The 25,364-nt window shown below is 60.3% G+C and carries 26 protein-coding genes and 1 pseudogene; 20 read left to right on the forward strand and 7 right to left on the reverse strand.

Features of this window, described 5'->3' with window-relative positions; all coding sequences use genetic code 11:
• The first annotated feature begins 6 nt into the window (after nt 1-6).
• The 9 genes from AB1451_06425 (at nt 7) to AB1451_06465 (ending at nt 12,216) form a co-directional block, all read left to right on the forward strand.
• Nucleotides 7-285 carry a metal/formaldehyde-sensitive transcriptional repressor gene (locus AB1451_06425; GenBank protein MEW6682544.1) on the forward strand — a complete coding sequence of 93 codons (279 nt, stop codon included), beginning with the start codon at nt 7-9 and terminating at the stop codon, nt 283-285.
• Entirely contained in the window at nt 282-2,222 is a 1,941-nt protein-coding gene (locus AB1451_06430) for a cation-translocating P-type ATPase (GenBank protein MEW6682545.1), read from the forward strand. Before AB1451_06425 ends, AB1451_06430 begins: the two co-directional genes overlap by 4 nt.
• A gap of 221 nt (nt 2,223-2,443) precedes the next feature.
• Nucleotides 2,444-2,839, forward strand: a complete 396-nt coding sequence (locus AB1451_06435; protein ID MEW6682546.1) for a transcriptional repressor — start codon at nt 2,444-2,446, stop codon at nt 2,837-2,839.
• 12 nt (nt 2,840-2,851) lie between these two features.
• Nucleotides 2,852-3,160, forward strand: a complete 309-nt coding sequence (locus AB1451_06440; protein ID MEW6682547.1) for a hypothetical protein — start codon at nt 2,852-2,854, stop codon at nt 3,158-3,160.
• 103 nt (nt 3,161-3,263) lie between these two features.
• Entirely contained in the window at nt 3,264-4,724 is a 1,461-nt protein-coding gene (locus tag AB1451_06445) for a MerC family mercury resistance protein (protein MEW6682548.1), read from the forward strand.
• A 344-nt stretch (nt 4,725-5,068) separates the two neighbouring features.
• The gene (locus AB1451_06450; protein ID MEW6682549.1) at nt 5,069-6,283 is read left to right on the forward strand and encodes an outer membrane protein transport protein; all 1,215 of its coding nucleotides are present in this window, start codon (nt 5,069-5,071) and stop codon (nt 6,281-6,283) included.
• A 145-nt stretch (nt 6,284-6,428) separates the two neighbouring features.
• On the forward strand, nt 6,429-7,484 hold the full coding sequence (locus AB1451_06455; GenBank protein ID MEW6682550.1) for a class I SAM-dependent methyltransferase: 1,056 nt from the start codon (nt 6,429-6,431) through the stop codon (nt 7,482-7,484).
• Between the two features lie 18 nt (nt 7,485-7,502).
• Entirely contained in the window at nt 7,503-10,826 is a 3,324-nt protein-coding gene (locus tag AB1451_06460) for an ATP-binding protein (GenBank protein ID MEW6682551.1), read from the forward strand.
• Nucleotides 10,798-12,216: a sigma-54 dependent transcriptional regulator gene (locus tag AB1451_06465; GenBank protein ID MEW6682552.1), complete on the forward strand. Its 1,419-nt coding sequence runs from the start codon at nt 10,798-10,800 to the stop codon at nt 12,214-12,216. The genes AB1451_06460 and AB1451_06465 overlap by 29 nt, the downstream gene beginning before the upstream one ends.
• 240 nt (nt 12,217-12,456) lie before the next feature.
• Here AB1451_06465 and AB1451_06470 read toward each other — a convergent pair whose 3' ends face one another.
• Nucleotides 12,457-12,735 (reverse strand): hypothetical protein, encoded by a 279-nt coding sequence (locus tag AB1451_06470; GenBank protein ID MEW6682553.1) that lies wholly within the window; start codon nt 12,733-12,735, stop codon nt 12,457-12,459.
• A gap of 24 nt (nt 12,736-12,759) precedes the next feature.
• The gene (locus AB1451_06475; GenBank protein MEW6682554.1) at nt 12,760-13,125 is read right to left on the reverse strand and encodes a VOC family protein; all 366 of its coding nucleotides are present in this window, start codon (nt 13,123-13,125) and stop codon (nt 12,760-12,762) included.
• 99 nt (nt 13,126-13,224) lie between these two features.
• On the opposite strand from AB1451_06475, the gene AB1451_06480 reads away from it, so the two are divergent.
• The 5 genes and pseudogenes from AB1451_06480 to AB1451_06500 all read left to right on the forward strand — a co-directional run bounded on the left by AB1451_06480 (nt 13,225) and on the right by AB1451_06500 (nt 16,234).
• Nucleotides 13,225-13,680 carry a helix-turn-helix domain-containing protein gene (locus AB1451_06480; GenBank protein ID MEW6682555.1) on the forward strand — a complete coding sequence of 152 codons (456 nt, stop codon included), beginning with the start codon at nt 13,225-13,227 and terminating at the stop codon, nt 13,678-13,680.
• An 85-nt stretch (nt 13,681-13,765) separates the two neighbouring features.
• Nucleotides 13,766-14,353 (forward strand): hypothetical protein, encoded by a 588-nt coding sequence (locus tag AB1451_06485; GenBank protein MEW6682556.1) that lies wholly within the window; start codon nt 13,766-13,768, stop codon nt 14,351-14,353.
• A gap of 157 nt (nt 14,354-14,510) precedes the next feature.
• On the forward strand, nt 14,511-14,984 hold the full coding sequence (locus tag AB1451_06490; protein MEW6682557.1) for a GNAT family N-acetyltransferase: 474 nt from the start codon (nt 14,511-14,513) through the stop codon (nt 14,982-14,984).
• A 71-nt stretch (nt 14,985-15,055) separates the two neighbouring features.
• Nucleotides 15,056-15,416 (forward strand): annotated as a pseudogene (locus AB1451_06495) (nuclear transport factor 2 family protein).
• A gap of 113 nt (nt 15,417-15,529) precedes the next feature.
• Nucleotides 15,530-16,234: a methyltransferase domain-containing protein gene (locus tag AB1451_06500; protein ID MEW6682558.1), complete on the forward strand. Its 705-nt coding sequence runs from the start codon at nt 15,530-15,532 to the stop codon at nt 16,232-16,234.
• Between the two features lie 96 nt (nt 16,235-16,330).
• Here AB1451_06500 and AB1451_06505 read toward each other — a convergent pair whose 3' ends face one another.
• Entirely contained in the window at nt 16,331-17,311 is a 981-nt protein-coding gene (locus AB1451_06505) for an LLM class oxidoreductase (protein ID MEW6682559.1), read from the reverse strand.
• Between the two features lie 81 nt (nt 17,312-17,392).
• The gene (locus tag AB1451_06510) at nt 17,393-17,719 is read right to left on the reverse strand and encodes a metalloregulator ArsR/SmtB family transcription factor (protein ID MEW6682560.1); all 327 of its coding nucleotides are present in this window, start codon (nt 17,717-17,719) and stop codon (nt 17,393-17,395) included.
• 722 nt (nt 17,720-18,441) lie between these two features.
• On the opposite strand from AB1451_06510, the gene AB1451_06515 reads away from it, so the two are divergent.
• The 5 genes from AB1451_06515 (at nt 18,442) to AB1451_06535 (ending at nt 22,561) form a co-directional block, all read left to right on the forward strand.
• The gene (locus tag AB1451_06515) at nt 18,442-18,951 is read left to right on the forward strand and encodes a hypothetical protein (protein ID MEW6682561.1); all 510 of its coding nucleotides are present in this window, start codon (nt 18,442-18,444) and stop codon (nt 18,949-18,951) included.
• 149 nt (nt 18,952-19,100) lie between these two features.
• Entirely contained in the window at nt 19,101-19,388 is a 288-nt protein-coding gene (locus AB1451_06520) for a hypothetical protein (GenBank protein MEW6682562.1), read from the forward strand.
• A 21-nt stretch (nt 19,389-19,409) separates the two neighbouring features.
• Nucleotides 19,410-20,801: a ParB/RepB/Spo0J family partition protein gene (locus AB1451_06525; GenBank protein ID MEW6682563.1), complete on the forward strand. Its 1,392-nt coding sequence runs from the start codon at nt 19,410-19,412 to the stop codon at nt 20,799-20,801.
• Nucleotides 20,802-20,810: 9 nt separating this feature from the next.
• A complete protein-coding gene (locus tag AB1451_06530) occupies nt 20,811-21,320 on the forward strand; it encodes a hypothetical protein (protein ID MEW6682564.1) in 510 nt (169 codons plus the stop codon).
• Between the two features lie 89 nt (nt 21,321-21,409).
• On the forward strand, nt 21,410-22,561 hold the full coding sequence (locus tag AB1451_06535) for a PDDEXK nuclease domain-containing protein (GenBank protein ID MEW6682565.1): 1,152 nt from the start codon (nt 21,410-21,412) through the stop codon (nt 22,559-22,561).
• Nucleotides 22,562-22,755: 194 nt separating this feature from the next.
• On the opposite strand, the gene AB1451_06540 is transcribed toward AB1451_06535, so the two are convergent.
• The 3 genes from AB1451_06540 to AB1451_06550 form a co-directional block, all read right to left on the reverse strand.
• Nucleotides 22,756-23,709 (reverse strand): IS5 family transposase, encoded by a 954-nt coding sequence (locus AB1451_06540; GenBank protein MEW6682566.1) that lies wholly within the window; start codon nt 23,707-23,709, stop codon nt 22,756-22,758.
• Nucleotides 23,710-24,051: 342 nt separating this feature from the next.
• The gene (locus tag AB1451_06545) at nt 24,052-24,750 is read right to left on the reverse strand and encodes a hypothetical protein (GenBank protein ID MEW6682567.1); all 699 of its coding nucleotides are present in this window, start codon (nt 24,748-24,750) and stop codon (nt 24,052-24,054) included.
• Nucleotides 24,747-24,947, reverse strand: a complete 201-nt coding sequence (locus tag AB1451_06550; protein MEW6682568.1) for a helix-turn-helix domain-containing protein — start codon at nt 24,945-24,947, stop codon at nt 24,747-24,749. Before AB1451_06550 ends, AB1451_06545 begins: the two co-directional genes overlap by 4 nt.
• A gap of 93 nt (nt 24,948-25,040) precedes the next feature.
• Here AB1451_06550 and AB1451_06555 point away from each other — a divergent pair.
• Nucleotides 25,041-25,364, forward strand: a 324-nt coding sequence (locus AB1451_06555) for a DNA methyltransferase (GenBank protein ID MEW6682569.1), incomplete at its 3' end; no start/stop codon positions are given.

A 25,364-nucleotide genomic window follows, 5' to 3' on the forward strand; every position in this document is an offset into this window, starting at 1 on the left:
GGGAATATGGCCCATACGATTGGGAGTAAAAAGAAACTGATCAACCGCATCCGCCGCATTCGCGGCCAGGTGGACGCGATCGAGAAGGCGGTCGCCTCGGAACGGGAGTGCGCGGATGTCCTCCAAACCATTGCCGCCTGCCGGGGCGCGATCAATGGCCTCATGGCCGAGTTGCTCGAAGGGCACATCCGTTTCCACGTGCTGGATCCGGACCGCAAATCGAGCGCAGAACAATTGGAGGGGGCGCAAGAGCTGATCGATGTGATCAAGGCGTACCTGAAATGAGCGGCTCGGACGACCACGCGCATCAGAACGGGCAACTCGAATGGCGGGAACTGGGGCTGATCGCCTTCGTCGGGGTTGCCGCACTGGTGACGTGGTTCCGGCTCTGGCCGACGGTGGCCGGAGTCGACGTGCTCCCGTTGGCGGTCACCCTTCTCGGCAGCTACCCCATTTTCCGGGCAGCACTGGCGGCCCTGCTGGAGCGAAGGATGACGATGGAGTTGTCGATGACCATCGCCATCGGGGCCGCGCTCGCGATTGGCGAGTATTTCACCGCCCTCGTCATCGTCTTCTTCGTGCTAGGGGCCGAAGTGCTTGAGGGTCTGACCGTTGCGAAGGGACGAAACGCGATCAGGCACCTGGTCGATCTGCTTCCCTGGACCGCCATCGTTCGAGGCCCGGATGGCGAGCAGGCGACAGACGTAGGCGCGCTCGCGGTGGGGGACATCGTGGTCGTCAAGCCCGGCGGCAGAATTCCGGTCGACGGCACCGTGGTGGCAGGACACTCGTTCGTAGACCAATCGACCATTACCGGCGAGTCGATGCCGATCGAGAAGGCGCTGGGCACGTCGGTCTTCGCCGGGACCATCAACCATTCTGGCGCCCTCGAGATTCGGACGACGGGCATCGGGCGCGAGACCGCGTTCGGGAAGATCATCGAGGCGGTCGAACGCGCAGAGCAATCACGCGCGCCGATCCAAAAGACCGCCGACCGGCTCGCCGGCTACCTCGTATACTTCGCGCTGGCCTCCGCGGCGTTCACCTTCCTCATCACCCGCGACATCCGGTCAACGATCTCGGTGGTCATCGTCGCGGGTGCGTGTGGGATCGCGGCCGGCACACCGCTGGCCATCCTGGGCGCGATCGGGCGGGCGGCGCGGCTCGGCGCGATCGTGAAGGGCGGCCTGTACCTGGAACTACTCGGCCGGGTCGATACCGTAGTGCTCGATAAGACCGGCACCGTGACCTTCGGTACTCCCGAGGTGATCGCGGTACTTCCCTGCGCCGGGGTGAGTGCGGACGTTCTGCTCGCGACAGCGGCCACCGCCGAGACGCGCTCCGAGCACCCGGTCGCGGAGGCCATCCTCAAGCGAGCGTCCGAGCAGTCCATCAAAACCGAAGCCGCAGAGGCGTTCACCTATACGCCGGGACGGGGCGTTCGGGCCGTGCAAGGCGGCGACGAGATCCGTGTCGGTAACCGGGCCTTCCTCGCCCAACACCAGATCGAGACGAACGCGTGTGCCACGCCGCCACTAGGGCTCTCCGAGGTGCTGGTGAGCCGCGGTCAGCGCCTGCTCGGCGCGCTTCAGATCGCCGACGTCTTGCGGCCCGAAGCTATCGAGGCGGTCAGCCGACTCCGCCGAATGGGCATCCGCATCGTGCTGTTCACCGGTGATGCCTCCGCGATCGCCCATACCGTCGCCCAACAACTGCAGGTCGACGAGGTGGCCGCGGACCTCTTGCCAGAGGACAAACTCGCCCGCGTGAATGCTGTGATGAAAAGTGGCCGGGTGGTGGCCATGGTGGGGGACGGCGTCAATGACGCACCCGCGCTCGTGGAGGCTAGTGTCGGCGTGGCGATGGGGTCGGGCACCGATGTCGCGATGGAAAGCGCGGATGTCGTCCTCCTTGGAAGCGATCTGTTACGGTTCGTTGAGACGCTTCAGGTCGCACGGAGCTGCCACCGGATCATCATGCAAAACTTCACCGGAACGCTCGTCATCGATGGGGTCGGCATCGGCATGGCCGCCTTCGGGTATCTCAATCCGCTGATCGCGGCTTTTATCCACGTGGCGTCGGAGCTGGCGTTCATGCTCAACTCGACGCGGCTCCTGCCTCGCGGGTCGGGCCTGACGCCGATGGACACGTGCGCATCGTACGGCACGCCAGTCTCCAGCCCGTCCTGGGTCGGACCGGCGCCAGAGATTCGCTCCTCATAACTGCGCAGACAGTTAGCAGCAAAGTCGCTGGTGGTGGCGTTTGGTGCGAAGCTGACTTTGAAACAGTCGTGTCCCTCGCCGAAACGAGTAAAACAGCCGACCCTTGTCGTCTGATTTGTGTTGCTGGGATGAGGGGGGACTTTGCGTTTGACCTTCCGGGGAAAACGCTTGACTTTGAATTTCGGATTCCCTAATATTGCGAATCATTCTCAATTACGATGATGAACACAAAAGAACAGATGCTGGCGACGTTGAAGAGTGCAGGATACAAAATCACCATCGCGCGGCGACGGGTGGTTGAATGGCTGGCACGGCACGGCGGGGTGTTCTCCGCCTATGACGTGGCGAGCGCGCTGCCAAGCCTCAACGGTGCCTCCGTGTACCGGGTGCTGAATGTGCTCGAGACCATCGACATCATCCATCCAGTCATGACCCTCAAGGGCCAACAATACTATGAATTACACGGTGGAACCTCCGGCCATCACCACCACGCCCTGTGCCTTAGGTGTGGTGACTGGCGCTGCATGACCTGTTCGGTCGAAGCTCCCAAGATCTCCGGCTTTACCGTGACGCATCATTCCTTTGTCGCGACCGGGTATTGCGGCCGGTGTACATGAGTTGAGACTGTGATGACACGATCGAACCCCCATACCGGCATGGTGGTGATCGTGGTCGCGGCCTACGCGCTTCTGGTATTTCCCTTGCCGCTGACCATGCTGAGCCATGGTCTCGCGATGGCGCAGGGCGACGCCGCGCACTCCGACCACGATGAGCATGCCTGGTTGGATGACGTCGTCAGTTCTGCCCTCCAGTCAGACGGGGTGGTTTTGCTTTCGGGGACGGCGGTCGTGACGCAGCTGCTGGAACCTCCCGCGCCTGTTTTCTCCACAACCCCCAACGCAGACGTTATCCGCGGTCCACCTCCCCGTACGTCGTAGTCCTCTCTTTTCAACACTGAGATTCGGATATTTAAATGGTGACGGCGGTGGTCGTTTTTCGCCCACGGCGTGCCGTGTACTGCATTTCTTGAAGGGAGAAATCATGTGGATGATGTGTGTGGAATTCATTCGTCGCCAAGGGTCGGTTCACCATGCCGCGACCGAACTGAATCCAGGAATTCAGGGAGCCTTACCGCTTTCGACCACGGGGCGTATCGACCGTGTCGGGGCGTGGCTTTCATTGAGTTGCGCGGCCCACTGTATGGTGGCTCCGCTCTTGCTCATAGCGTTCCCGCTCGCGGGGTTAGGACGATTCGTCAACCATCCCATCGAAGGTGGTTTGTTGGTCGTCTCGGTCGGGCTGGCGGTGGGTAGCCTGTGTTGGGGCTTCCACATTCACCGGAGGGGGCGGGTCTTATTTGTGCTCGGCTCTGCGCTCGGAATGATTGCCACGGGACGGTTCTGGGCTGAAGAATCTCACGAAACGATCTTGGTCACGGCTGGGGCGGTGACACTCGCCGCCGGCCACCTGCTCAATCGCCATCTGTGCAAGGCCTGCGTGCCCTGCCATCACGGCGAGGCGGAAGTCGAGTCCCACCGATCTCAACCGGCCGTCGCCCACCATCGCTCCACTCCGCCCAACCGCGCATCCTTCCTTGGGTTGCTCTGCCTTGTGGCCTCGGTTGGATTCGCGCCCGTTGCAGCGTCTGCGGCCCCAATCCCAGTGGTGGCGACCATTCCGGTGTTGGCCGACTTCGTGCGTGCGGTCGGCGGCGACCAAGTGCAGGTCAGGAGCCTGATCACTGGCTTGGAAAGCGAGCACACCTACACGCCGAAGCCCAGCGACCTTGAAGCGGTGCACCAGGCGGCAATGCTCGTCAAAGTCGGCCTCGGACTCGAGGTGTGGGTCAACGGCATGATCAAAAACGTGGATAATCCGTCGCTGCTCGTGGTCGAAACCTCACGTGGCATGGACATCATCCCGGGCGGAGATTCGCATGCGCACGTTGGAGAGGGTCACCGTGATTCGCCCGAGACGGAAGAAGCACACAGGGAGGGGAATCCCCATGTCTGGTTGGATCCCGACAACGCGAAGATCATGATCCGTTACATTTCGGAAGGCCTCATCCACGTCGACCCGGCGCGACGCGCGATTTACCTGGCCAACCAAGTCGCGTATCTGAAGCAACTCGACGACCTCCAGCGATCGATTGCGGAGGGGTTTGCGTCGGTCTCCAACCGAAAGATCATCACCCATCACCCGGCATGGCCGTATTTCGCGCGGCGGTTCGGCCTCGATATTCGGGGCGATATCTACACCCAAATCGGCAGCGAGCCATCGGCCAAACGTATTGCGGGCCTGGTCCGGACGGTCAATGCCGAGCACATTAAGGTCATCGTTTCAGAGCCGCAGCTCTCCCCGAAAATCCCCGATGCCATCGCTCAGGAAACGGGGGCCAAAGTGGTCGTGCTGACCCCGCTTCCGGGGGCGCTATCGGACACGGGGGATTATCTTTCGATGATGCGCTACAACGCGCGGACGCTGATCGAGGCGTTGAGATGATTCCACCTGGCACGCGATTCAGTTGTCGAAGGCCAGGGGTTGCGACGACCCGAGCATACTGGTTGTCATGGCGGGCAAGCGCCGGGAGGCAAGCCAGACCACGCCTTGTTTTGGCGAGCCAAACGCTCGAGACGGAATGGGGCCCTGGGACAAAGCGTGTCCTCATCGCGGACATCGTTTGTGGCATGTCGTGTCCGCTGTTCTCAATGTCCTCTTCTCAGCGCGCGTTACAGGGCCTATAATGGGCGCCTTTGAGGCACTGGCCTTGCATTGGAAGTTGCTCGGTGGGGGTGACCATCATGCGAGGAGGCTCCAATATGCGCGCGGGATGCTGGGTTCTTTCGATGCTATTTGCCGGAGCGGTCTTATTGAGTGGCTCACAGGCTGCCAACGCGTCTGGCTTTTCGATCTACGACTTTGGCGCGGCGGAGCAAGCCAAAGGGAACGCCGTGGTGGCCCAGGTCGATGCCCCTTCGGCCGTGTTCTATAACCCGGCAGGGCTGGCGGGCCTTGAAGGGACCGATCTCCAGGTGGGAACCACTGCTGTCTTTCCCAAGACCGCTTTCCACAGCAATGTCACGGGCCAAGACACGGACGGCGATGCCGGTGCAGCGTTTCCTTCCTATCTGTTCGTGTCGCAGCGATTGGCTGGTGCCTGGGGGATGGGAATCGGCATCTTTGCCGCCTCAGGGAACAAGGTCGAGTATCCCAAGGACTGGGAGGGTCGTTTTGTCGTGACCTCCGCGGAGTTGCGCCAAGTGCATCTGGCGCCCTCGGTGGCGTACCGCGTCTCGCCGCAGGTGTCGGTTGGAGCCGGCGTGGTCCTCACGCGAGCCGACTTCCAGCAAGCCAGTCAAATCGACTTGTCGCTGTTCAGCCTTCCCGAAGGGACTGCCGATCTGGAGGGTGACGGCTACGGGGTGGGCGCGAACGTGGGCATGCAGGCCCGGTTCGGCGCCACTGCGGTCGGCGCGGTCTACAAGAGCGCATCCAGCATTTCCTTTGACGGGAACGCCAGATTTCAGGTTCCCGCGCCCGCGGCGTCGTTATTTCCCAGCGGCGGGATGGAAACCTCGCTCAAGTTTCCCCAGATGGTCATTGTGGGAGTAGCGAACCGGGCGATTCCGAGGCTGACCCTAGAGGGCGACGTGCAATGGAGCAACTGGAACACGTTGGACAGCCAGGCCATCCGGTTCGATACCAACACGCTCACGGTCCAGGACACCAGCGTGCCCCTCGATTGGCAGGACACGTGGACGTTTCGTATCGGCGGTCAGTACGACGTGAGCGACACGGTGGCCTTCCGAGCCGGATACAGTTTTGATCCAAGCGCCGTTCCCGATTCGACATTGAGTCCCGTGTTTCCGGAACCGGACAAACAGCAGATCACCGTGGGGCTGGGAATCACCCGAGGATCGTGGACCATTGACCTCCTGTACGGAGTCCTCATCACCGAGAGCCGGCAAGCGAACAACTCGCTGACCGGTCTTCCAATCCACAACGGGACCTACGACAGCTCAACGCAGGCCGTCGGACTTTCCGTGCGCGGCCGGTTCTGACCTTGTGGAAATCCGCGGCCTTGTGCTAGATTCGCGGCACGTCGGCATCCGCGGAGACTTTCTTGCCGCCTTCGCTGCGCTTCCCATGCCGATCCCGGCCCGGAAGGGCCGATCTCACACGCGCTTCGCAAAAGAAGGAACGAACATGCGCGTCGGGATGATCCCCGAAAATCCGCTTGAATGGCTGCTGACCCGAGCCAATGCGTTGCCGTTTCCTGTCGCCGACACGTTCGTGGCCATCATCCAGGCCCGGGCGATCATGGCAGCGACCCGCCTCGGCGTGTTCGAGGCGCTCTCCAAAGCGCCGGCCTCGGCCCCGGAGCTTGCCGCCAAATTGTCATGCACGGACAAAGGCATCCAGATTCTGCTCAACGCGTTGGTGGGCTGCGGCTATGTCGCGGAGAGCGGTGGCCGTTACGACCTGGCGCCACGTGCGCGCAAATGGGTGACGCCCGACGATCCGCGATCCATGAACCGGTTCATCGACTTCCAGTACGACCACTGGGAGTGGTGGATGCGTCTCGATGACGCCATTCGCACCGGGGCGACGTTGGACCTGCACGCCGGCATGCTCGATCCGGCCGGGTGGCGCCGCTACATCTACGGGCTACACGATCTGTCCAAGATGGCCGCGCGGGAACTCGTCCTGCGGTTTCGGTTGCGGCCGAACCAGACCCGATTGCTCGATATCGGGGGCGGCCATGGCGCGTACCCGGCCGCGTATTGCCGCAAGTATCCGAATCTTCACGCCGTGATGTTCGATCTCCCCCCGGCCTTGGACGTGGCGCGCGAGATCGTACAAACCCACTATCGGGACGTGGCGAATCGTATCGAGCTTCGCCCCGGAGACCTGGCCAAGGACGATCTGGGGAGTGGCCATGACGTGATTTTCATCTTTAACCTTCTGCACCACTTCGACGGCGCGGAAATTCGCCGCATCGTCCAGAAAGTGGCCGGCGCATTGAATCCCGGCGGTGCGTTCGTGATCCTCGATCAATTCAAGCGTGAAAAAGGGGCGGGCCCGGAATCCTACGCCGCGGTCCTCACGCAGCTCTTGTTCTTGGTCACCAGCAACGCGGGAAGCCTGGATCTCGGCGAAGTTCGTGCTTGGTTGGAGGAGTCGGGTTTTTCGAACGTGCGAGCGAAGAACCTGCGAGTCGGTCCCGGAACCTCGTACATCACGGCGGTCAAACGCGCGTGAGAACCCAGAGGCGGGTGTATGACGATCGTGCCCAAGGGCATGCTGATCGTCGGTACTGCCATCGCGACGGCGTCCATCGGCGTCTTGGTCCTCAAAGATCGCCGGAACGCGCCCAACGTGGTCGGGTTCTTCTTGTGCCAGGCGGCCGCCCTCCAGGCGCTCTTCCTCCTCGGCCGGGAATGGCTGCTCGACCAGAACCGCGTTCCACTCCCCTGGAATAACCTCGCCGACGCCAGCGGCGTGTTGTTTTCATTCGCCGCCGTGTCGTTCGCCCTCGCGTTTCCCCAACCCGTCCCTCGCTTCCGCGCCGCGGTCACCGTGCTGGCCGTGGTCTCCGCGCCCATTGCCGCAGTCGCTCTGGCAGGCGGCAACTTCGCGGAGCACGCCGTGGTCGACGGGGTCCACGTCTTTACCACCACGCCTTTCTACCGGGTCTACATCGGTTACGTCCTGCTCTGCATGGTGGCGACGTTTGGAGTCCTGGTTGCCAAATACCGTCAGGAGGGGACTGCGAGCGCGAACGAGACCGCCCGGAAAGCGGTCGGGACGGTCCTGATCGGCTTCTCTGGCGCGATCGCGGTCGGACTCATTTTCGCATTCATCCTGCCCCTCCTTTTCCACGAGGTTCGATACTTCTATCTGCAAACGCTGGGCTTTCTGATCGCCACGCTCGTCGTCTTCTATTCGGTTGTGCGGTTCCACGCGTTCGACGTCCAGACCGTGGTGCACAAGACGCTGAGCTGGCTCGCCTTGTCGTCGGTGCCGCTGGCCGTCGCGTTCTGGGCGGGCTCCTGGCTCAAGCCCCGCATGGCCGAGGCGTCCTCGTCGGACTGGGGACTGGCGATCGGAGGACTCGCCTTCCTGATCGGCCTGTATCTGTACGTCGCGCAGCCGTACATCGATCAGCTCTTTGACCGGCGGCAATACAACCTCCGGCGGACCCTGGAGGAGATGATCACGGATCTCGCGGTGCTCCAAGAACTCCGTCCCATGGCGGAAGGCATCCTCGCGCGTGTCTGCCGCGTGCTCCCGGTCGAGGGCGCCTGCGCCATGGTGCTCGCCGATTCACGCGACCGGCTGGCGGTCGTCGCGTCGCAGGGCCGTGGCGTTGAGGACTCGATCGGGCTTCAGGCCGACGCGCTGAAGCGGCTCGAGACTGGAGAGGTGCTGGGGCTCGATCGTGTCCGAGACGATGCTGTTCAGACGTGGCTGGAGCCATTGAACTTCGCGGTCTGTTTCCCGCTGGTGCAGCACGGCCAGGTCGTCGGAGCCATTGCCTTGGGGAAGAAGCGGAACCTGCGCCGGTTCTCCCCACGGGAAATCGCGTTTCTGTCGCGAGTGGCTGCGACGGCAACCATCGCGGTCTCCAATTCGCTGCTCCTGGAACGGGTTCGTGAGCTGGACCGCCTCAAAACGGAATTTCTCTCGGAGATCGCCCACGAGCTTCGCGGGCCGCTCTTCGGCATTTCGAGTATCGCCGATGGGCTGGCGGCGGACGACGATCACGCCCTGACCGACGACCACCGCCGGCTGATCGACGTGATCCGCGTGACCGCGGTGGAGATGAAGGAGCTGGTGGAGCACCTGTTTGACTTGAACAAGCTCGAAATGGGGGTTATGCGGTTCGAGGTTCAGCCGATGGACGTCCCCACGGTGGTGAGCCTGGCGGTCGACCTGGCGAGGGATTCGGCTCGGGCCAAGGGCCTCGCTCTCGATTTGGCGATCGACGACAGCCTTCCTATGGTACAGGGAGACCGCGCGCGAATCCGGCAGTGCGTGACCAATCTGCTCTCGAATGCGATCAAGTACACCGACCGCGGGACCATCCGCGTGTCTTGCCGTCTTCACGGGACCAACGTGCGCGTGGCTGTCGAGGACACCGGGCCGGGGATGGGTCCGGAAGAAGTGAAGACGGCGTTTGAACGCTACCGGCGCGGCCGAGAGGTGGCAGCCATCGAGGGGACCGGCCTGGGGTTGGCGCTGACCAAGGAAATCATCGAGGCCCACGGAGGCAGCGTGGCGGTCGACAGCGCACCAGGGCGGGGAAGCACGTTCTTCTTCGATCTTCCAGTCCAGCAAGTGACGCCCCAACGCGTGACGGAAGGGTCGCACGGCTGGCCGGGCCGGCCGTTGTTCAGAACTGCGTCCCTCGGGACAGGGCCCCAAGACGGCTCTTCGTGGACTATGCCGGAGTCCCTACATGGCCGGGGTGAAACGATTCTGGTCGCCGATGATTCTGAAACGGATCGTGAGGCGCTCCGAGCGTCGTTGGCGGGGAAGGGATACACGGTCTTGACCGCCAGAGACGGCCTGGAGGCGCTAGACCTGGTGCGTTCCCGCAAGCCGGGCTTGGTGGTGACCGACCTGATGATGCCCCGGCTGTCCGGCGCCGAGCTCTGCCGTCTCCTCAAAGAGGATCCCGATACGGCCTCCGTTCCCGTGATCCTGGTCACGGCCCGCAACAGCCTGGGCGACATGGTCTTCGGGATCGAGATGGGGGCTGACGACTATGTGGCCAAGCCGTACGACACGCACGAGCTGGCCGTGAGGATTTCCGCGCTACTGCGCATGCGGAGGATCCGGGAGGACCTCGAGTCGGCGCAGGCCCGCCTGGTCGAGATGGAACTGATCGCGACCTCTGCGGGGACATTGGCGCACGCGGTCAAGAACCCGGTGGTGATCATCAGAAACTACGTGAAGTGGCTGCGGGACGCGATTGAGCGTTCGGACAGCCGTGAAACGGGTGACGCGCTGGCGCGGATCGACGCGGCCGCCGCGGCCATCGCGCGGATCATCGACGGCCTCAAGCGAGCACACCTGGAGCGGCCGAGGAAGACCTGGGTCCACCTGCCGGAACTCCTGGATGGCGCATTCCGTGAAATGGCAGAGACAGCGGCCGGCGCGGACGTCCGTGTCGTCCGGGAATATGAAGACGGGCTGCCTCCGGTTGAAGGGGACGCGTCCCAACTCATGATGGCATTCACGAATCTACTGACCAACGCGATCGAGGCGATGCCAAACGGAGGGATGCTGACGCTCAGAGTTTTTACAACGGGCTCCGAAGGCATCCAGATCGAAATTCAGGATTCCGGATCGGGGATTCGAAAGGAGTTGCAGGAGCACTTGTTCAAGCCGTTCATCACGACAAAGATCGGCGGCACCGGACTGGGGCTCTGGACCGCGAGGCGGATCATCGAAGCCCATCACGCCGGACGCCTGGTGATCGATTCTGTTCCAGGAAAAGGCACCGTGGTCCGGGTGTGGATGCCGACGCGAAGCCCGACAGGCAACGCTGTGCGAGAGGTGGTGAATCATGGAACGAGCCGAGATTCTGATCGTTGAAGACGATCCCAACTACGTCGAACTCTACGGGGCGGTCCTCAAGTCCGCTGGCTACACGACGGCGGTCGCGTCTGACCCCAAGGAGGCGCTCGCTTCGATCCAGCGGCGCGCGCCTGACTTGGTACTCCTCGATCTAACCTTCGAAGGCACGCCGCAGGCGGGATTGGATTTCATCCCAGACGCGCTCCACCGATGGCCGGATCTTCCCATCACCGTGGTGAGCAGCCAGGATCAGAGCGCGATCATTACCAAAGCCCTGGAGTTGGGCGCGGTGGATTACATCGTGAAGGATCAATCGCTTTACGACCTGCTCGCGTTCCGGGTGAGCCAGACGCTGACACGCACGCGTCTGGAGCGCCGGATCAAGATGGACGGCGGGTTCATCTTCGACGCCGGCCGGGTAATCATCGGGCGGTCCCCCGGCATGTTGCACGTCTACGACCTCATCGAGCGCGTCGCCCAACACCGGTCCACGGTCCTCATTCTTGGCGAGAGCGGGACCGGGAAGGAACTGGTCGCCCAGGCCATCCACGCGCGCAAGGGACTGCCCAACGCGCCGTTCGTGTCGATCGACTGCGGCGCGGTTCCCAAGTCCGTCCTGGAACCGGAGTTGTTCGGGGTGAAGGCGAACTACCCCGGCTTCCACAACAAAGAGCGACTGGTCGGCAAGCTGGAGGCCGCCGGAGACGGGACGCTCTTCCTCGACGAGATCGGCAACATGGAGATGGACCTGCAGGCATCCTTATTGCGGGTGCTGGAGGAGCGCCGGTTCACACCGCTAGGGGAGACCACGAGCCTAGCGCTCCGAGCCCAGGTCGTCGCGTCGACCAACGTGAACATCGACGCGGCGATCCGAGCTGGAAAATTTCGCGAGGATCTGTACTACCGCCTCAACGAGGTGCCGATCGTGCTACCACCGCTCCGCGACCGGAAAGAGGACATTCCGCTATTGGTGCGACACGTGCTCGCTCAACACGAGGTGCGGTCTGGAGATCGGATCGAGATCGTACCGGAGGCGGTCGAGAAACTGATGGCGTATGCCTGGCCGGGAAACGTGAGGGAACTCGTCAAGACTCTACAACGTGCGGGCACATTGTGCCGATCGCGTTATCTCACGCCGAAAGACTTGGATCTCAGCCCAGCGACTAAGCCTGCAGTTGCTGCCACCGAATTCACACCCATCGACGAGTCGATTCTGTCAATCTCGGTGCGTATGCCGTCGGAGACTGCACCGTTGGCTGAGTTCACTCGCGTGGCCAGGAGGGCCTATGCGCGGCATGCGATGGCGCAGGCCAAGGGCAATCGGCTCATGGCAGCGGGACTTTTAGGTGTGGATATCAGGACGCTGCGGCGGCTTCTGAACGACCATCGAGAGGATGAGGCGTCGTGACGGGTGTTGCAGAAATCGTGGAGGGCTTTATGTTCAAATAGCATGTCGGACCCGGTCGAGCAATCCAGGCCCACGGCTCCAACTGGTTTGAGGGGTCGTTAAAAGATGTCACACGATTGTTACTGAAGAGATTCTATTGATTCTCCAAGAGGATGTGGGTAACCTGAAATGCAGGTGTAAAATGAGACGCCCCAATCGGGCGTCTACTCAAATGTTGGGCATCACATTCCTGGTCGGGGGCTAGAAAATGGAGGTGAAAAAGGGGATGATCACGCGCCAGAGCGTAATACCTGCCAATATAGTTGGCGCGATAACCCCAAAGAACGCCAAGAACCGCTCACGACCACGGCTGGCACGATACCCGCGCAACCATGTCACGAAGACAAAGATGTTGATCGCGATTTGAATCAGGCCGGACACAACATTCAACCCTACGAAGAAGTCCGTGAGATTGGCGATAAGGAAGAAGGCGAGCCCAGTCGCTGCTGAAATCGCCATCCACCGTCGATTGTTACGCATAGGAAGCTCCTTCATAAACTCTATTCATTTCCGGCTATGAAGTGCGACATGATTGCCCTCAGTGTCCTTGAAAATTGCCATAAAGCCATTCTCTCCGATACGGGTTTTATTTTTGATAATTGTTCCGCCCGCAGCCTCGACGCGCGCCAGAGGTGCGGATAAATCTTCCCCGCCATTGAGGTAAACCATCGTGCCCGCAGCACTTGGCTCACTATCCTTGCTCTCTCTCAGAGAGCCGGATGCTACGCCCGGGACAAAGGGGAAATTGGCTTGTTTGCCAGGGCCGATTTCAATCGACTTCAATTCGACAGACATCACCGTGGAGTAGAACTTCATTGCCCTGTCCAAATTCTTAACTGGAATGTCAAACCAAACGACAAAGTTATTCATTACGATTCCCCTTCCGTTTATTAACTTGCAATATGCAAGTATAAGCAGAATACCCAAAGTAATTGCATTTTGCAAGTCATTTTTATACAATACATTCAAATGGGCAAAAGCAAGACAGATTGCAGGCAGTCAGGGTGCCCCATCGCTTTTACCCTAGATTTACTCGGGGATAAATGGTCGCTGTTGATTATCCGGGATATGATTTTCAAGGGAAGGTGCTACTTTGGTGAGTTTCTTGAAGCTAACGAAAAAATAGCGACCAATATATTGACTGACAGGCTCAAAAAACTCGAAGACAGTGAGATTGTTACTAAAACCCAAGACCCTGAGCATCAGAAGAAATACATCTATGAACTTACACCGAAAGGGGTTGGTCTCATTCCAGTAATTCTTGAGGTCATTCTCTGGGGCACAAAAAACGATCCGAATACCAAAACTCCAAAAGAACTTTTTCGGCGCTTAAACAAGGACAAATCTGAATTGACCAGGGAAATTATTGAGGCGGTGAAAAACCATGAGCCAGCCCTCAATTGTTTATCGAGTATGAAATATTAGATGCCGAAATGCCCAACCCGGCGTTCAAGCAGGACGCCGCAAAAGCGCGGCGCCCCTTAACTTTACGTTAGGCGAAGACAAATCGGTGAGTTGCGTTCCGAAGGAATTTTTAAGTGCTGTTGCGATTGGGCTCACACTGGTAGCGTTCTTTCCCTACATCAGCGCAATCCTTAAGGGCACAGTTAAGCCGCACGTGTTTTCCTGGGTCATCTGGGGAACAACTACATTCGTAGTGTTTCTTGCGCAGCTTGACGACAATGGCGGTGCCGGGGCTTGGCCTATAGGCGTATCCGGAAGCATCACAATAGTGATTGCGTTACTGGCTTATCTGAAGCGGGCTGATGTTTCGATCACTAGAACAGACTGGTCATTTCTTGTCTCGGCAATCTCTTCCTTGCCGGTTTGGTATTTAACATCAGACCCGTTGTGGGCCGTTGTCATTCTCACAACCGTCGATGTTCTGGGGTTCGGTCCAACGGTCAGGAAAGCGTATGCGTCGCCACACTCAGAATCATTGCTGTTCTTTGCTCTGTTTGCGGCCCGTAATCTCATCGTCATCATGGCGCTCGAAAACTACACCGTAACAACGGTATTGTTTCCTGCTGTAATAGCGGCAACATGTGCGTTGTTAATTGCAATGGTCGCGTACCGCAGAAATGCACTGGCAATTTGAGAGGGCGATGGAACCATCAATGCGCATTAATCTCAGAACAGATTTTGGGCGCATAAAGCCGAAATCGTACATCCCGATTAGTGATGCCCAACGCGTTCACCCCGACGCGCCTAAGCGGTGCGCTGGTTGACGTGCCCGTTGGGCTATCGAGTTATCTGTGACGATCACTGAGGCGACGACGGCGGAAGACTACTCGGGCGGCCGAGCGCTCATTGAAGAATACACGGCCGTGTTGGGCGTTGACTTATATTTCCAGAACTTTGGGGGGGAACTTGCAAATTTGCGAGACGTGTATGGACCGCCCGCTGGTTGTCTGCTGCTCGCGCGAGAAGGCGCGGCCGCCGTCGGCTGCGTGGCAGTACGGCGTACAGAACAGGAGATCTGTGAGATGAAGAGACTCTATGTCAGACCCGAGCAACGTGGCCGCGGCGTCGGGCGGTCGTTGGCCGTGGCGGCACTTGCACGCGCACGAGGGCTTGGTTACCGCCGCATGGTGCTTGATACGTTGCCAGCGATGAGCAAAGCGCAGTCGCTGTACGAGTCGATCGGGTTTCGAGAAATCACGAGTTATTACCACAATCCTTTGCCAGGGGTCCGGTACTTAGCGGTCGATCTTGTCGTCACTGTATAAGAGACCACGCCGCCTCCGGCTCGGGTCGGCTGTCGGCTGCTCAGCCGGAGTGGAGTAAGGAGAGAAGGACGATGATCGACAACACATTCGCCACGCATTTCGCAGAAGAATGGATCGGGGCATGGAACAGCCATGATCTGAGCCGCATTCTCTTGCGCTACGCTGAGGACTTTGAGATGTCCTCGCCGGTCATCGTGACGATTGCCGGTGAACCGTCAGGAACGCTGAAGGGCAAGGATCAGGTCGGCGCGTATTGGGCGAAGGCCTTACAGCTAATTCCATGCCTGCGTTTTGAGCTGATCACGACCCTGGTCGGGGTAAACAGCGTGACGCTCTACTACTAAGGGTGCGCGCGGCCGACTCGCCGCCGAGGTGTTTCACTTCGGCCAGGATCACAACGTCGTGAAAGCGTTCGCGCACTATGCCGATTGAACTGCTCCTACGGCCAACCGGTTCAAGCGGCTCCGGCCTTACGCGACACGGGGCATAGGGGAATGAGATCCGAGATCTACACTCCTGGCCATAGTGACAACGCGTCCGACTTCATGGCCAAGCGAACGCTTGAGTCACACGGGGAGTTCTTTGCGCCGTACCTTGAGCCTGGCATGTCCGTTCTCGATGGTGGGTGCGGTCCTGGATCGATCACCGTGGGGATCGCAGCCCGCGTCGCACCCGGGAACGTGGTCGGCGTTGATGTCGGGTCGTCCCAGATAGACCGCGCAGTGGCCACGGCGACGCGCGAGGGTGTGCGCAACGTCCGCTTCCAAACCGCCAACTGTTACGCACTGCCGTTCGGGGACGGCACATTCGACCGGGTTTTCAGCCATGCACTCATGGAGCACGTGGCTGATCCGGTCCAAGCGCTGCGTGAATGCTTTCGAGTCCTCAAGCCCGGAGGCATGATCGGCGTGTGTAGCCCTGATTGGGGCGGGTTCATCCTCTCCCCTCCGTCGCCCGAACTGTCGCGAGCGGTCGAGGCGTACACGACGCTCCAGTCCAAGAATGGTGGCGACGTGGATGTGGGACGGAAGCTCGGTCTCCATCTTCAAGCCGCCGGGTTCGGAGTCGTTCGCCTGTCTGCACGATACGAGTGCTATCCGTCCCTTGAGTTCATCGGCGAGTACCTGGCGCTCCAGCTTGAACGAGAAGGCCACGGACAATCGGCAACCGTCTTTCGTGCGTGGAGTCAACAGAAGGCAGGCATGTTCGCACAAGCCTGGGTCTCTGTGGTGGCGGTCAAGCCCCGATGACGCCGAACCCTACCTTCCACCGAACTCACCGCAGGCGGCGCGCCGGTGGCGGCGCCCGTTAGCGTTGCGCCGCTCGACCTCGGTTGAGAGGCGTCACTACCGATCGGCGACCGCTTCGTTTACCGCCGAATCGGTCGTGAACAGCGGCAGGACCTCCTCCCCGATCTCCTCCAAGACATCCGCAGCCGGTCTGCTGCCGTATTTGAGATTCAGGACGACATGATTCACCCCGATCTTCTGCAACGCCTGGAGAAACTCGATCAACCGGTTTCTCCCCAGGCGGAAACCAAGGTGAATCGGCTCCGGGGCGTCGTCTCGATCCGTTGTGAGGTCAATGTAGAGAGATTGAGCGAAGGGTTTGAACGTCTCCGGGCAATAGTGTTGTGTCAGCTCGCGCCACTCCGTTATCGCCAGCGCCTGGCGGCTCAGACTCCGCGGGTAATAAATCCATCCATCCGCATTCTTTGCGATCCATGCCAAATCCTGCTGACTGTTGCCTGTAACCAGCACGGGAATACGTCCGTCATGTGGCTTTGGAATGAGATCGACTCCATCCATGCGCCCAAAGGGCGATTCAATGACGGGAAACGAACTGTTCAACGCTTCAAGAACATAACGCAGGGTCTCGCGAAGCCGCTCGCCTCGCGTGGTAAAATCGATTCCGAATGCCGGATATTCCGACGGTCGGTCTCCCGAGGCGATCCCAAGCACCAACCGTCCCCCGGAAAGCCGGTCAACCGACGCGGCCGCCTTGGCAATATGTAAGGGATGCCTGATCGGGAAAATGATGCTGCCCGTGGCTAGCGCAATGCGTGACGTATGCGCGGCGATATAGCCAAGATAGACCCAGGGATCATAGATCTGTCCGACATCGCCGAAGCTCGGGTCGCGGAGGGGGACATCGCGAAACCACAAGGCGGAAAACCCCAACTGTTCCGCGCGCCGGGCGAGCTCAACCTGATGCTGCATGAGGGGTGTATCGCCTTTATAAGATTCGATGGCGAAGAACACACCGAGCGTTAATCGGCCAGGCGCAAACATTCGTCGGAACCCCGAATTTGTTCTCGGCGTATCCATCGAACTCTCCTTAATCTAGATATCCCGATCAGTCGATATATTAATCCGTACGTCAGACCCCATCTGATGCCGGAAGGTCAGCTAGAGACTACGCTTGATGTGCCGTGCCAGGGCTTCGATGCCCTTCTCATCGCGTTTGTAATATGTCCACTGACCTAGCCGTGTGACGGTGACGAGGCCAGCCTCTTGCAGCTCGGTCAGGTAGAGGGAGACAGTCGACTGTGAGAGGCCGACCTTGTGTTGAATGTGTTTCACGCACACACCCACCTCACGCATATCTGCGGCCTCCTGCCGAGGAAAATGCTTCTCCGGCTCCTTCAGCCAAGAGAGAATCCGTAAGCGCGTGTTGTTGGATAAAGCTTTAAATGCCGCGATCAGACCGTGGCTATCGTCGGTAATTTTGATCATGGCCGAACTATATATCTAGGATTCTCGATATATCAATATTAAAGCGCACTCGCCTCACTGGGAGGGGAGTCAAACGGACGATTTCATCTTGAAGCGCTGATGGAGACCGAGGACATTCGAGGCGGTGTGCCGGTCTCCGAGGTCAACGTTGGGTTTAAGATCGCACCCCGGCCGCGGACGAGTAAGGAACAGTCCGGTTCACTCGACGGCGCAGACCTAAGACGTAGCCCACGATCTGGCTCCCGCTCGATATTTCGCCCGCAGCTCAGCGCCTGATTCGTTAGGCGGACGCGGAGCCAGGCGCAAGGACCCCTCCTCTCTGATCGCCGCGACAACGTCCAAGATACCGCGCGCCTTTGTGCGCAGGCTTCCGTAGGGTGTAGAGACAATCGGCCAATACGTGGCCGTCCCACCAGCTCACCAAGTTGCAATCCAACACGCAGCCGCGTGATGCCCCAGCACCGAAGAACCACTCTCGCCAAAAACTGATCTCGTCTGGCCGTTTTTCGTGTGATCGTGCCTTGGTCTCGCCCCGTATGATCGCTGCGAGCGCGTGGCGCCTTCCGCACCTCGGACGATACCTTTGGAAGAAGCGGTCACAAGAAGCGCATTTGGCGCACGGGGTGTCCGGCGACCCGCCTCACGACGGCTGGAGGTAGTGAATTCTCGTCGCGCCGGTCGGCATGGTTCTGGCAATTTCCCTCTGCGACCCTGTCTGCGTCATGGATGACGTCCCAACAAAATCTGGCCAGAAATACAAGGCTCTGAAGGAACGGCTTTGGAACCAACCACGTCCTCGCCAGATTCTGGAGCGCCTCGAACAGCACCACGCCACGCCGCCGATGCTGGAAACCGTGGCGCAGACCTTTGTGAACGGGCGGCACGGGGATGCCGAGATTCAATCGGCCATCTACGGCGAGCTGCTCCGCAACCGGGATCGGACCGCGGTGCTCAAACGAGTCGGCGATCTCCGCCAGTGCTTCCAGAAGATCCAACAAGATCTGTCCCACGTCGCGCGCGAGCTGCGTCAACTCAAGGTCTGGGAGGGACACCGTGTCCTGGGGTACGAGTCCTGGGGCGAGTGCCTTGAGAAGGAGTTGGAGTTGTCCGATCAGGTGGCGAGAATGCTGCTTCTGGCGGAGGAACAGGGGGACCGGGCGACGTTCGATGCGTTCATGCGGACGCTCATTAAAGGGTACGCCGCGCCACGACCGCCGGTGCCGGTGAAATGAACGAGGGACCGCCCGAGGCCTGGTGTTGGGAGACATTGCGGAATCTGCGCTGGCCGGCCCGCGTACTCTGCCCACACTGTCACCGACCCGCGGGCCGGTATCATCGAAAACGGTATGCGGTGTACTACAGGTGCGTGCCGTGCCGGCGAATGTTCTCGGACCTCACCGGCACTCCATTCGAGGGTGGCCGGTTGCCGCTCGCGTGTTGGTTTCGAGCCGTTGCGTGGCAGATGATGAGCGAGACCGCGAGTTCCGCCGCGCTCGCCCACGCGGTCGGGGTGGACCAGCGAACCGCAAGGAAGATGCAGCGTCGCCTAGCCGCACTCGACCGTGATCCGTTGCTGCGGTCGATCGGAACCAGCGTCCTCTGCCGGAAGCCGGACTGGTATGTGCACGTTGGGGTGGGTTCCGACACGGTGTCAAAACCCACCCGTTAGTGCATGACGTGGGAGAGTGAGATGAGCATCGAGCAACAGAGTGAGCATCGCGAGATGGACCGGCTCATCGAGCAATACGTCGCAGATCCGCAGAGCCTCTCATTGGAGGAGCAGCGACGGATCTATGAGCACTTTCTGAACCGCGCTGGCACGGACGACGCCGAAGCCGATCAGTTGAAGCTGGCGCTTCAGGCCGTAGATCAAGCCCTGGGCCGCGCCAAGCAGGGGGATCCGGCGTTTCGGGTCACCCCACGGGGGACGTACCGGCGGCGCGACGCCGAGATGAAACTGGTGCCGATCGACGCCCTGATTCCTAACGACGACAATCAGGACCTGTTTCGGGACATGGAGGGCGAGGACTTTGAGCAACTCAAGGCCTCCATTCAGGAACTCGGGGTGATCGAGCCGTTGGTCGTGGACGAAGAGATGCGCGTCATTTGCGGCCACCAACGGCTGCGGGCGGCGAAGGCGCTGGGTGTGGGATCGGTCCCGGCGGTGATCCGGGCAGTAGGGGAGCCCGAGACCCGGGCCATGATCACGATCGAAGAGAACATCCGCCGGCGCCAGCTCCAGCCTTCTGAGATGGCCCGCGCCATCAAGAAACTCGCGGAGCTGAAGAGCCGAACCGGGCAGGTGGCCGCGGCGGTCGGGCTTTCCGATCGGCAGGTCCAACGCTATCGCGGTCTCTCGGATCTCATCTCCGAGCTGTCGGCCCTGCTGGACGGCGGCACGCTGACGCAGCAGGTGGCGATTCAGTTGGCCCAGTTGGACGAGACCGTGCAGCGCGAGGTGTATCAGGCCATGAAGGACCGGATGGCCAGGACCCTGGAGGAGCAGAAATCGGTTGAGTTCGAAACGATGCACGCCGGGCTCCTCAAAGAACTCGACGATTTATCGGCGGGGGCCAAGAAGCTAACGGAGCGCGACGGCGAGCTGACTGCGCGTCTGACCGAATTACAACAGCGCCTGGATCGCGCGGAGGGACAGGTCGGGGGCGAGATCAAGGCCAAAAAGATCCTGGAGGAGGAACTCGAGAAGGTCCGCGCCGAGATGTACCGGAAGGTCCAGGAGAAGCAGGCGCTGATCGACAAACTCACGAAAAACACCGAACCGACAGTGGTCCCACCGCCCGATTACCAGGCGCTCAAATCCGAGAACGCCAAACTCAAGGCCGCGTTGAAAGAGAGAGGGGAGTCCGTCGCAAAAGCAACGCCCCAGGCCGGCGCCGTTTTGGCCGAACTGGACGCCCTCATCGGTACCCGGTTATTGGCGATCGATCCTGACTCCCTCACTCGGAACATCTCACCAGCCGCGAAAGACCAGCTCCAATCTCTCCTGCGAAAACTGGAGGCTTGGATCGCAGGTGTCAAACAACGGCTCGGCGCTCCTCGTATCGCCACCAAGAAGTCCTGAGGAGCAACGGTGTCGCCGCTCGATTCCGACGACGAGTCGACCGACCAGGATTCAGCGCCGCAACTGTTCACCGACGACGAACGCGATCTCCTCGTGAGACGCCTGGCGCTCTGCGGCCTTCCCACGCGAGAGATCGTCCGCATCACGGCTGCTTCCGGCCGGACCGTGGCCCGCATCATCCAGCGCTGGGGCATCCGGCGGCCAAGACCGGAGCACCGGACTGTCGCGAGAATGCGGAGAACCCAGCGCCTCGGAGAAGTTCTCGCCGGATATTACACCCTGAACGAGATCACGCTCGATTCGCTCGATCGGTTGGCCAGGGAACACGGCCTCTCGGTCAAGGAACTGTTCGATCTAATCCGCGAAAACGTCTCGCCGTCCCGCTGGGTGATCCGCACCTGTCTGGCCTGCGGCCAATCGGCCCTGACGTCGTCGGCGGCTGATCGGTATTGCTCGGCGTGTAAGGGCACCGTGAAGAAAGCTCGAGGAAAGGTGGACGAGACGGTGCTTTACGAGTGATACGACTGGACCCGGAGCGCGCTCACCTTGTCATTTCCCTCTCGTTTCACTATTCTGGGCCGCAACAATTCTGCGGTGGAGAAACGCGCATGAAGCGACCGGTGCGGGCGACGTTGTATCACCGGATTCGGGAGATCCTGGAATCGGCCCGGACCCTCGTGGCTCGGACGGTCAACACCACCCAAGTGGTGGCGAACTGGCTGATCGGGCGGGAGATTGTGGAGGAAGAGCAGAAGGGACGGCGGCGCGCCGGGTATGGCGAGCGGCTGCTGGAATCCCTGGCGGAACGTTTGTCTGAAGAATACGGAACCGGCTATTCCGAACGAAACCTGCGTTTCATTCGTCAATTCTATTCCGAATACTCCAGCCTGCTGCCCACGGATGTCATTCGGCACGCACTGCGTACCGAATCCGGGGGTACGCAGAAATCGCTGCAATCTGCGATCTGGTACGCACCGCGTACCGAATCCTGGAAGCCCGGGCGGCTTCACCAGAACCTTTCCTGGACCCATTACCGGACGCTGCTCAGAGTGGAGAACACACAAGCCCGTTCGTTCTATGAGATCGAGGCGCTCAAGAACAACTGGTCGGCGCGCGAGCTGGAGCGACAAATCAACAGCCTCCTCTACGAGCGGCTGGCGCTCAGCAAGGATAAGAAGGGGCTGATGAAATTGGCCACAAAGGGCCAGAACGTCCAGCAGCCTGCGGATGTCTTTAAGGATCCGGTGGTCATGGAGTTCTTGGGGTTGCCGGAGTCGCCCCGGCTCGTTGAATCGGACCTTGAACAGGCGCTGATCAACAATCTGCAGGCGTTTCTGCTGGAACTCGGAAAGGGGTTCGCGTTCGTCGCCCGTCAGGAGCGACTGACGCTGGACGGCGACCATTTCTATATCGATCTGGTCTTCTATCACACCGTCCTCAAGTGCTACGTCATCATCGACCTCAAGACCGGCAAGCTGACGCACCAGGACCTTGGCCAACTGCAACTGTACGTCAATTATTACGATCACGAGCGGCGAACTGAAGACGACAACCCCACGTTGGGTCTGATCCTGTGTGCGGATAAGAACGACGCCGTGGTCCGGTACACCCTGGGGCCTGAGCAGGAACAGAAAATCTTCGCCAGCCGCTACAAGCTGTATCTGCCTACCGAGGCCGAATTGAAGGCGGAGATCCGCCGCGAGGTCCGGCAACTGACGGGCGGGCATCTGACGCGCACGCCGCGAAGGCGAACGCCGTGAACCGTTCTCCCAAAGGGCTTTCATGCGCCAACAGGCGCGGACTGCCGCGTAAATCTTAAGGAACCTCTGATTAAGGCTTCCTGAGCGCGCCAGGGGCTCTTGAGGAGTCGTCAGGTGGCGTGGTGAGCAAGGCGGGATGCGGCCCCTGCGCCGACTCGCTCGCGGGCGCAGCGGGAGACCGGGAGGACCGGGGGTTATCCCGCCGCGAGCAGCACGCGCCGAGCCATGTAGAGATTGGCCAGGGCGCACGTCACCCACAGCCGGTGCGTATTCTTCGCCAGCCCTCGATAGCGGACCTTGGTAAAGCCGAAGAGGCGTTTGATGACCCCAATCGCATGCTCCACCTTCGCCCGCACACGCGACTTGGTGCGGTTGCGGGCGCGCTCCGCGTCACTCAGCGCTCGATGACGGCAAGCCTTGCGCTGGGTCCAATCTCGGGCCGCGGGGGCATGGGCCCGAATAACGTCGCCTTGCCCGCTGTAGGCCGAATCGCCCCACACGCGCGTCTCCCGGCCGTGCAACAGCTGCGGCAGGACCTGCGAGTCGTGGACATTCGCGGCCGTGGCCCCCACCGCGTGAATCAGTTTCGTCCGGCTGTCCACGCCCACATGGGCTTTCATGCCGAAGTACCACTGGTTGCCCTTCTTCGTGGAGCGCATCTCGGGATCGCGTGCGTGGGCCTGATTCTTGGTCGAGGTCGGCGCGCTGATGATCGTCGCATCGACAATGGTCCCGCGGGCGATCCGCAGCCCGTGTGCGGCCAGATGCTGGCTGACCGCCGCAAAGAGTCGCGGGCCGAACCCGTGGGCCTCCAGGAGTTGACGGAACTTGCAGATCGTCGTCTCATCGGGCACGGGTTCGCGCCCCAGGTCGATGCCCACAAACCGACACATCGACCCCGATTCATACAGCGCCTCTTCGGCGCCCGGATCGCTCAGGTTGAACCACTGTTGCAGAAAGTACAGCCGCAGCATCCGCTCCAGTCCGACGGGCGGGCGGCCGTTCCCGGCCTTCGGATAGACCGGCTCGATCAGGGCACACAACTCCCGCCACGGTACGACCCCGTCCATCTCGGCCAGGAAGTGCTCCCGGCGGGTGGGCTTGCGATACGGCTCGAAGGGGCTCGCGGCGAACGTCATCTGGCGCATGCGGCATCCTCCTTAGGGATGCCGCCATCATACACCAAAACGCGGTAACTTGATCAGAGGTTCCTTAAAGAAACGCTGCCCAGTTTTTGGGCGATGTGCTCAGAACACGTTCATTAGGGCTCTCCACTCGCGTTCCCACAAGCTGTCCATACGATTTTTAACAGTATCTGTGGAGATGCTCGACGTCGTCGCCAGCCGCTCGGTATTGCTTGACGTGTAAGAACACGGTCAGGAAGGCGCGGGGGAAAATGAACGAGGCGGATCTCTACGATTGACCGTCTCAGTTCGTCGAGGGGCGGGCCGCCTCCATTCCCGAACGATTTTTCCGGCGCGGCCGAGGGCCTAGGAATAGAGTCGTTTACTACTGCCAGCCAAGAACCAGTCAATACAGCGGTTTAAGTCGTCGCTCCAGTATTCATCCGGGCGGTCTGGAACGGGCTGGACAATCTCAATTAACTCCGGTTGCTGAGGCCTTGGCAGCAGCCAATTGCTGACCGTGTATAGAAACCGCTTCCAGTCTCCAGTCGATGGATGAAGATTCACAGCCAGAATGTCAAAGTCGCCAAAACGGTATGGGCGTGTTTTCTGGCCATCCTTCTCGCCGCTTCTGGTCTTTTGGACCTCGGCGACGTACATCCTTCCCGAAGGACACGTCAGAGACGCGCGTGACCGCGCCGCGTACTCCTTTGGAACACCGGCCTCCTTTCGCTGGAGCTTCACCTGAATTCGGACACGAGCGTCGGCTTTCTCAAGGAGAAAATCGTAGGCTGGGTTGCCAATGATCCCGGCGGCCCTCCAACCTATCAACTCCGGAACAATCGCCTCTTCAAAGGTCGCCTCCGCGAGAATGCCACGAATCCCGCGCTGGGTCAGATCCGACGAACGTGCAATTGCCGTCAGGATCGCTTCAGCGGTCGTGCCCCATTGCTCTTCGAGCGGGTGAACTGGAATCCGCTGTCGCAGGTAGTTGAGGACGAGCCGCCGCTCTTCCTCACTGGATCTGTCGATCAATTCGCGGATCTCATCCGTCAGTTTGCTCATTTCGTCGGTCGTCCAGCCGGCTCCGGTTTGAAGTCTTCTACTTCTTTCCGTCGGACAAGTAGGCGTCCTCCGATCTTTAACACGGGCAACCGTCCTTTCTTCACCAACCGCGCGATGGCCTGCCGTGATACACCCCGAAGCCGTGCGGCTTCGGCCTGGGAGATCCATTCATTGGGGTCACGAAAATGAGTTGACATTGTCAATCAATTATGCTAGGAATCATTTGCCGGTCATTATATAATGACGTGCCCAAAAATGGAGGTTAACTGCCGCCCATGCCACGAGACCGCGTGCGCACCGATTTGAATCGAGCCGATGTAAAGACTTCTCTTTCCAGTGAACCGCTTTATCGAACAACCTACGGCGCCGCGTTCCTCGGCGACTCGCAAGAACTGCTTGCTCAAATCCCGACGGGCAGCGTCAATCTCGTTTTCACGTCTCCGCCTTACGCACTCCACTTCAAAAAGGAGTACGGGAACGCCCAGAAAGGTGACTACGTCAGGTGGTTCCTTCCCTTCGCGACTCAGATCCTGCGCGTGTTAAGAGACGACGGCAGTTTTGTCCTGAATATCGGCGGTAGTTACAACGAAGGGAAACCCACCCGTTCGCTTTAT

The sequence above is a fragment of the Nitrospirota bacterium genome (assembly GCA_040757335.1).
Classification (GTDB): domain Bacteria; phylum Nitrospirota; class Nitrospiria; order 2-01-FULL-66-17; family 2-01-FULL-66-17; genus JBFLXB01.

Bases quoted from the DNA above. Each gene is read 5' to 3' on its own strand.
- AB1451_06520 (MEW6682562.1), top strand. From the start codon at position 19,101: ATGTTCTCGGACCTCACCGGCACTCCATTCGAGGGTGGCCGGTTGCCG.
- AB1451_06430 (MEW6682545.1), top strand. From the start codon at position 282: ATGAGCGGCTCGGACGACCACGCGCATCAGAACGGGCAACTCGAATGG.
- AB1451_06435 (MEW6682546.1), top strand. From the start codon at position 2,444: ATGAACACAAAAGAACAGATGCTGGCGACGTTGAAGAGTGCAGGATAC.
- AB1451_06425 (MEW6682544.1), top strand. From the start codon at position 7: ATGGCCCATACGATTGGGAGTAAAAAGAAACTGATCAACCGCATCCGC.
- AB1451_06505 (MEW6682559.1), bottom strand. From the start codon at position 17,311: ATGGATACGCCGAGAACAAATTCGGGGTTCCGACGAATGTTTGCGCCT.
- AB1451_06550 (MEW6682568.1), bottom strand. From the start codon at position 24,947: ATGTCAACTCATTTTCGTGACCCCAATGAATGGATCTCCCAGGCCGAA.
- AB1451_06525 (MEW6682563.1), top strand. From the start codon at position 19,410: ATGAGCATCGAGCAACAGAGTGAGCATCGCGAGATGGACCGGCTCATC.
- AB1451_06510 (MEW6682560.1), bottom strand. From the start codon at position 17,719: ATGATCAAAATTACCGACGATAGCCACGGTCTGATCGCGGCATTTAAA.
- AB1451_06440 (MEW6682547.1), top strand. From the start codon at position 2,852: ATGACACGATCGAACCCCCATACCGGCATGGTGGTGATCGTGGTCGCG.
- AB1451_06480 (MEW6682555.1), top strand. From the start codon at position 13,225: ATGGGCAAAAGCAAGACAGATTGCAGGCAGTCAGGGTGCCCCATCGCT.
- AB1451_06460 (MEW6682551.1), top strand. From the start codon at position 7,503: ATGACGATCGTGCCCAAGGGCATGCTGATCGTCGGTACTGCCATCGCG.
- AB1451_06445 (MEW6682548.1), top strand. From the start codon at position 3,264: ATGTGGATGATGTGTGTGGAATTCATTCGTCGCCAAGGGTCGGTTCAC.
- AB1451_06515 (MEW6682561.1), top strand. From the start codon at position 18,442: ATGGATGACGTCCCAACAAAATCTGGCCAGAAATACAAGGCTCTGAAG.
- AB1451_06450 (MEW6682549.1), top strand. From the start codon at position 5,069: ATGCTATTTGCCGGAGCGGTCTTATTGAGTGGCTCACAGGCTGCCAAC.
- AB1451_06465 (MEW6682552.1), top strand. From the start codon at position 10,798: ATGGAACGAGCCGAGATTCTGATCGTTGAAGACGATCCCAACTACGTC.
- AB1451_06545 (MEW6682567.1), bottom strand. From the start codon at position 24,750: ATGAGCAAACTGACGGATGAGATCCGCGAATTGATCGACAGATCCAGT.
- AB1451_06535 (MEW6682565.1), top strand. From the start codon at position 21,410: ATGAAGCGACCGGTGCGGGCGACGTTGTATCACCGGATTCGGGAGATC.
- AB1451_06500 (MEW6682558.1), top strand. From the start codon at position 15,530: ATGGCCAAGCGAACGCTTGAGTCACACGGGGAGTTCTTTGCGCCGTAC.
- AB1451_06455 (MEW6682550.1), top strand. From the start codon at position 6,429: ATGCGCGTCGGGATGATCCCCGAAAATCCGCTTGAATGGCTGCTGACC.
- AB1451_06475 (MEW6682554.1), bottom strand. From the start codon at position 13,125: ATGAATAACTTTGTCGTTTGGTTTGACATTCCAGTTAAGAATTTGGAC.
- AB1451_06470 (MEW6682553.1), bottom strand. From the start codon at position 12,735: ATGCGTAACAATCGACGGTGGATGGCGATTTCAGCAGCGACTGGGCTC.
- AB1451_06540 (MEW6682566.1), bottom strand. From the start codon at position 23,709: ATGCGCCAGATGACGTTCGCCGCGAGCCCCTTCGAGCCGTATCGCAAG.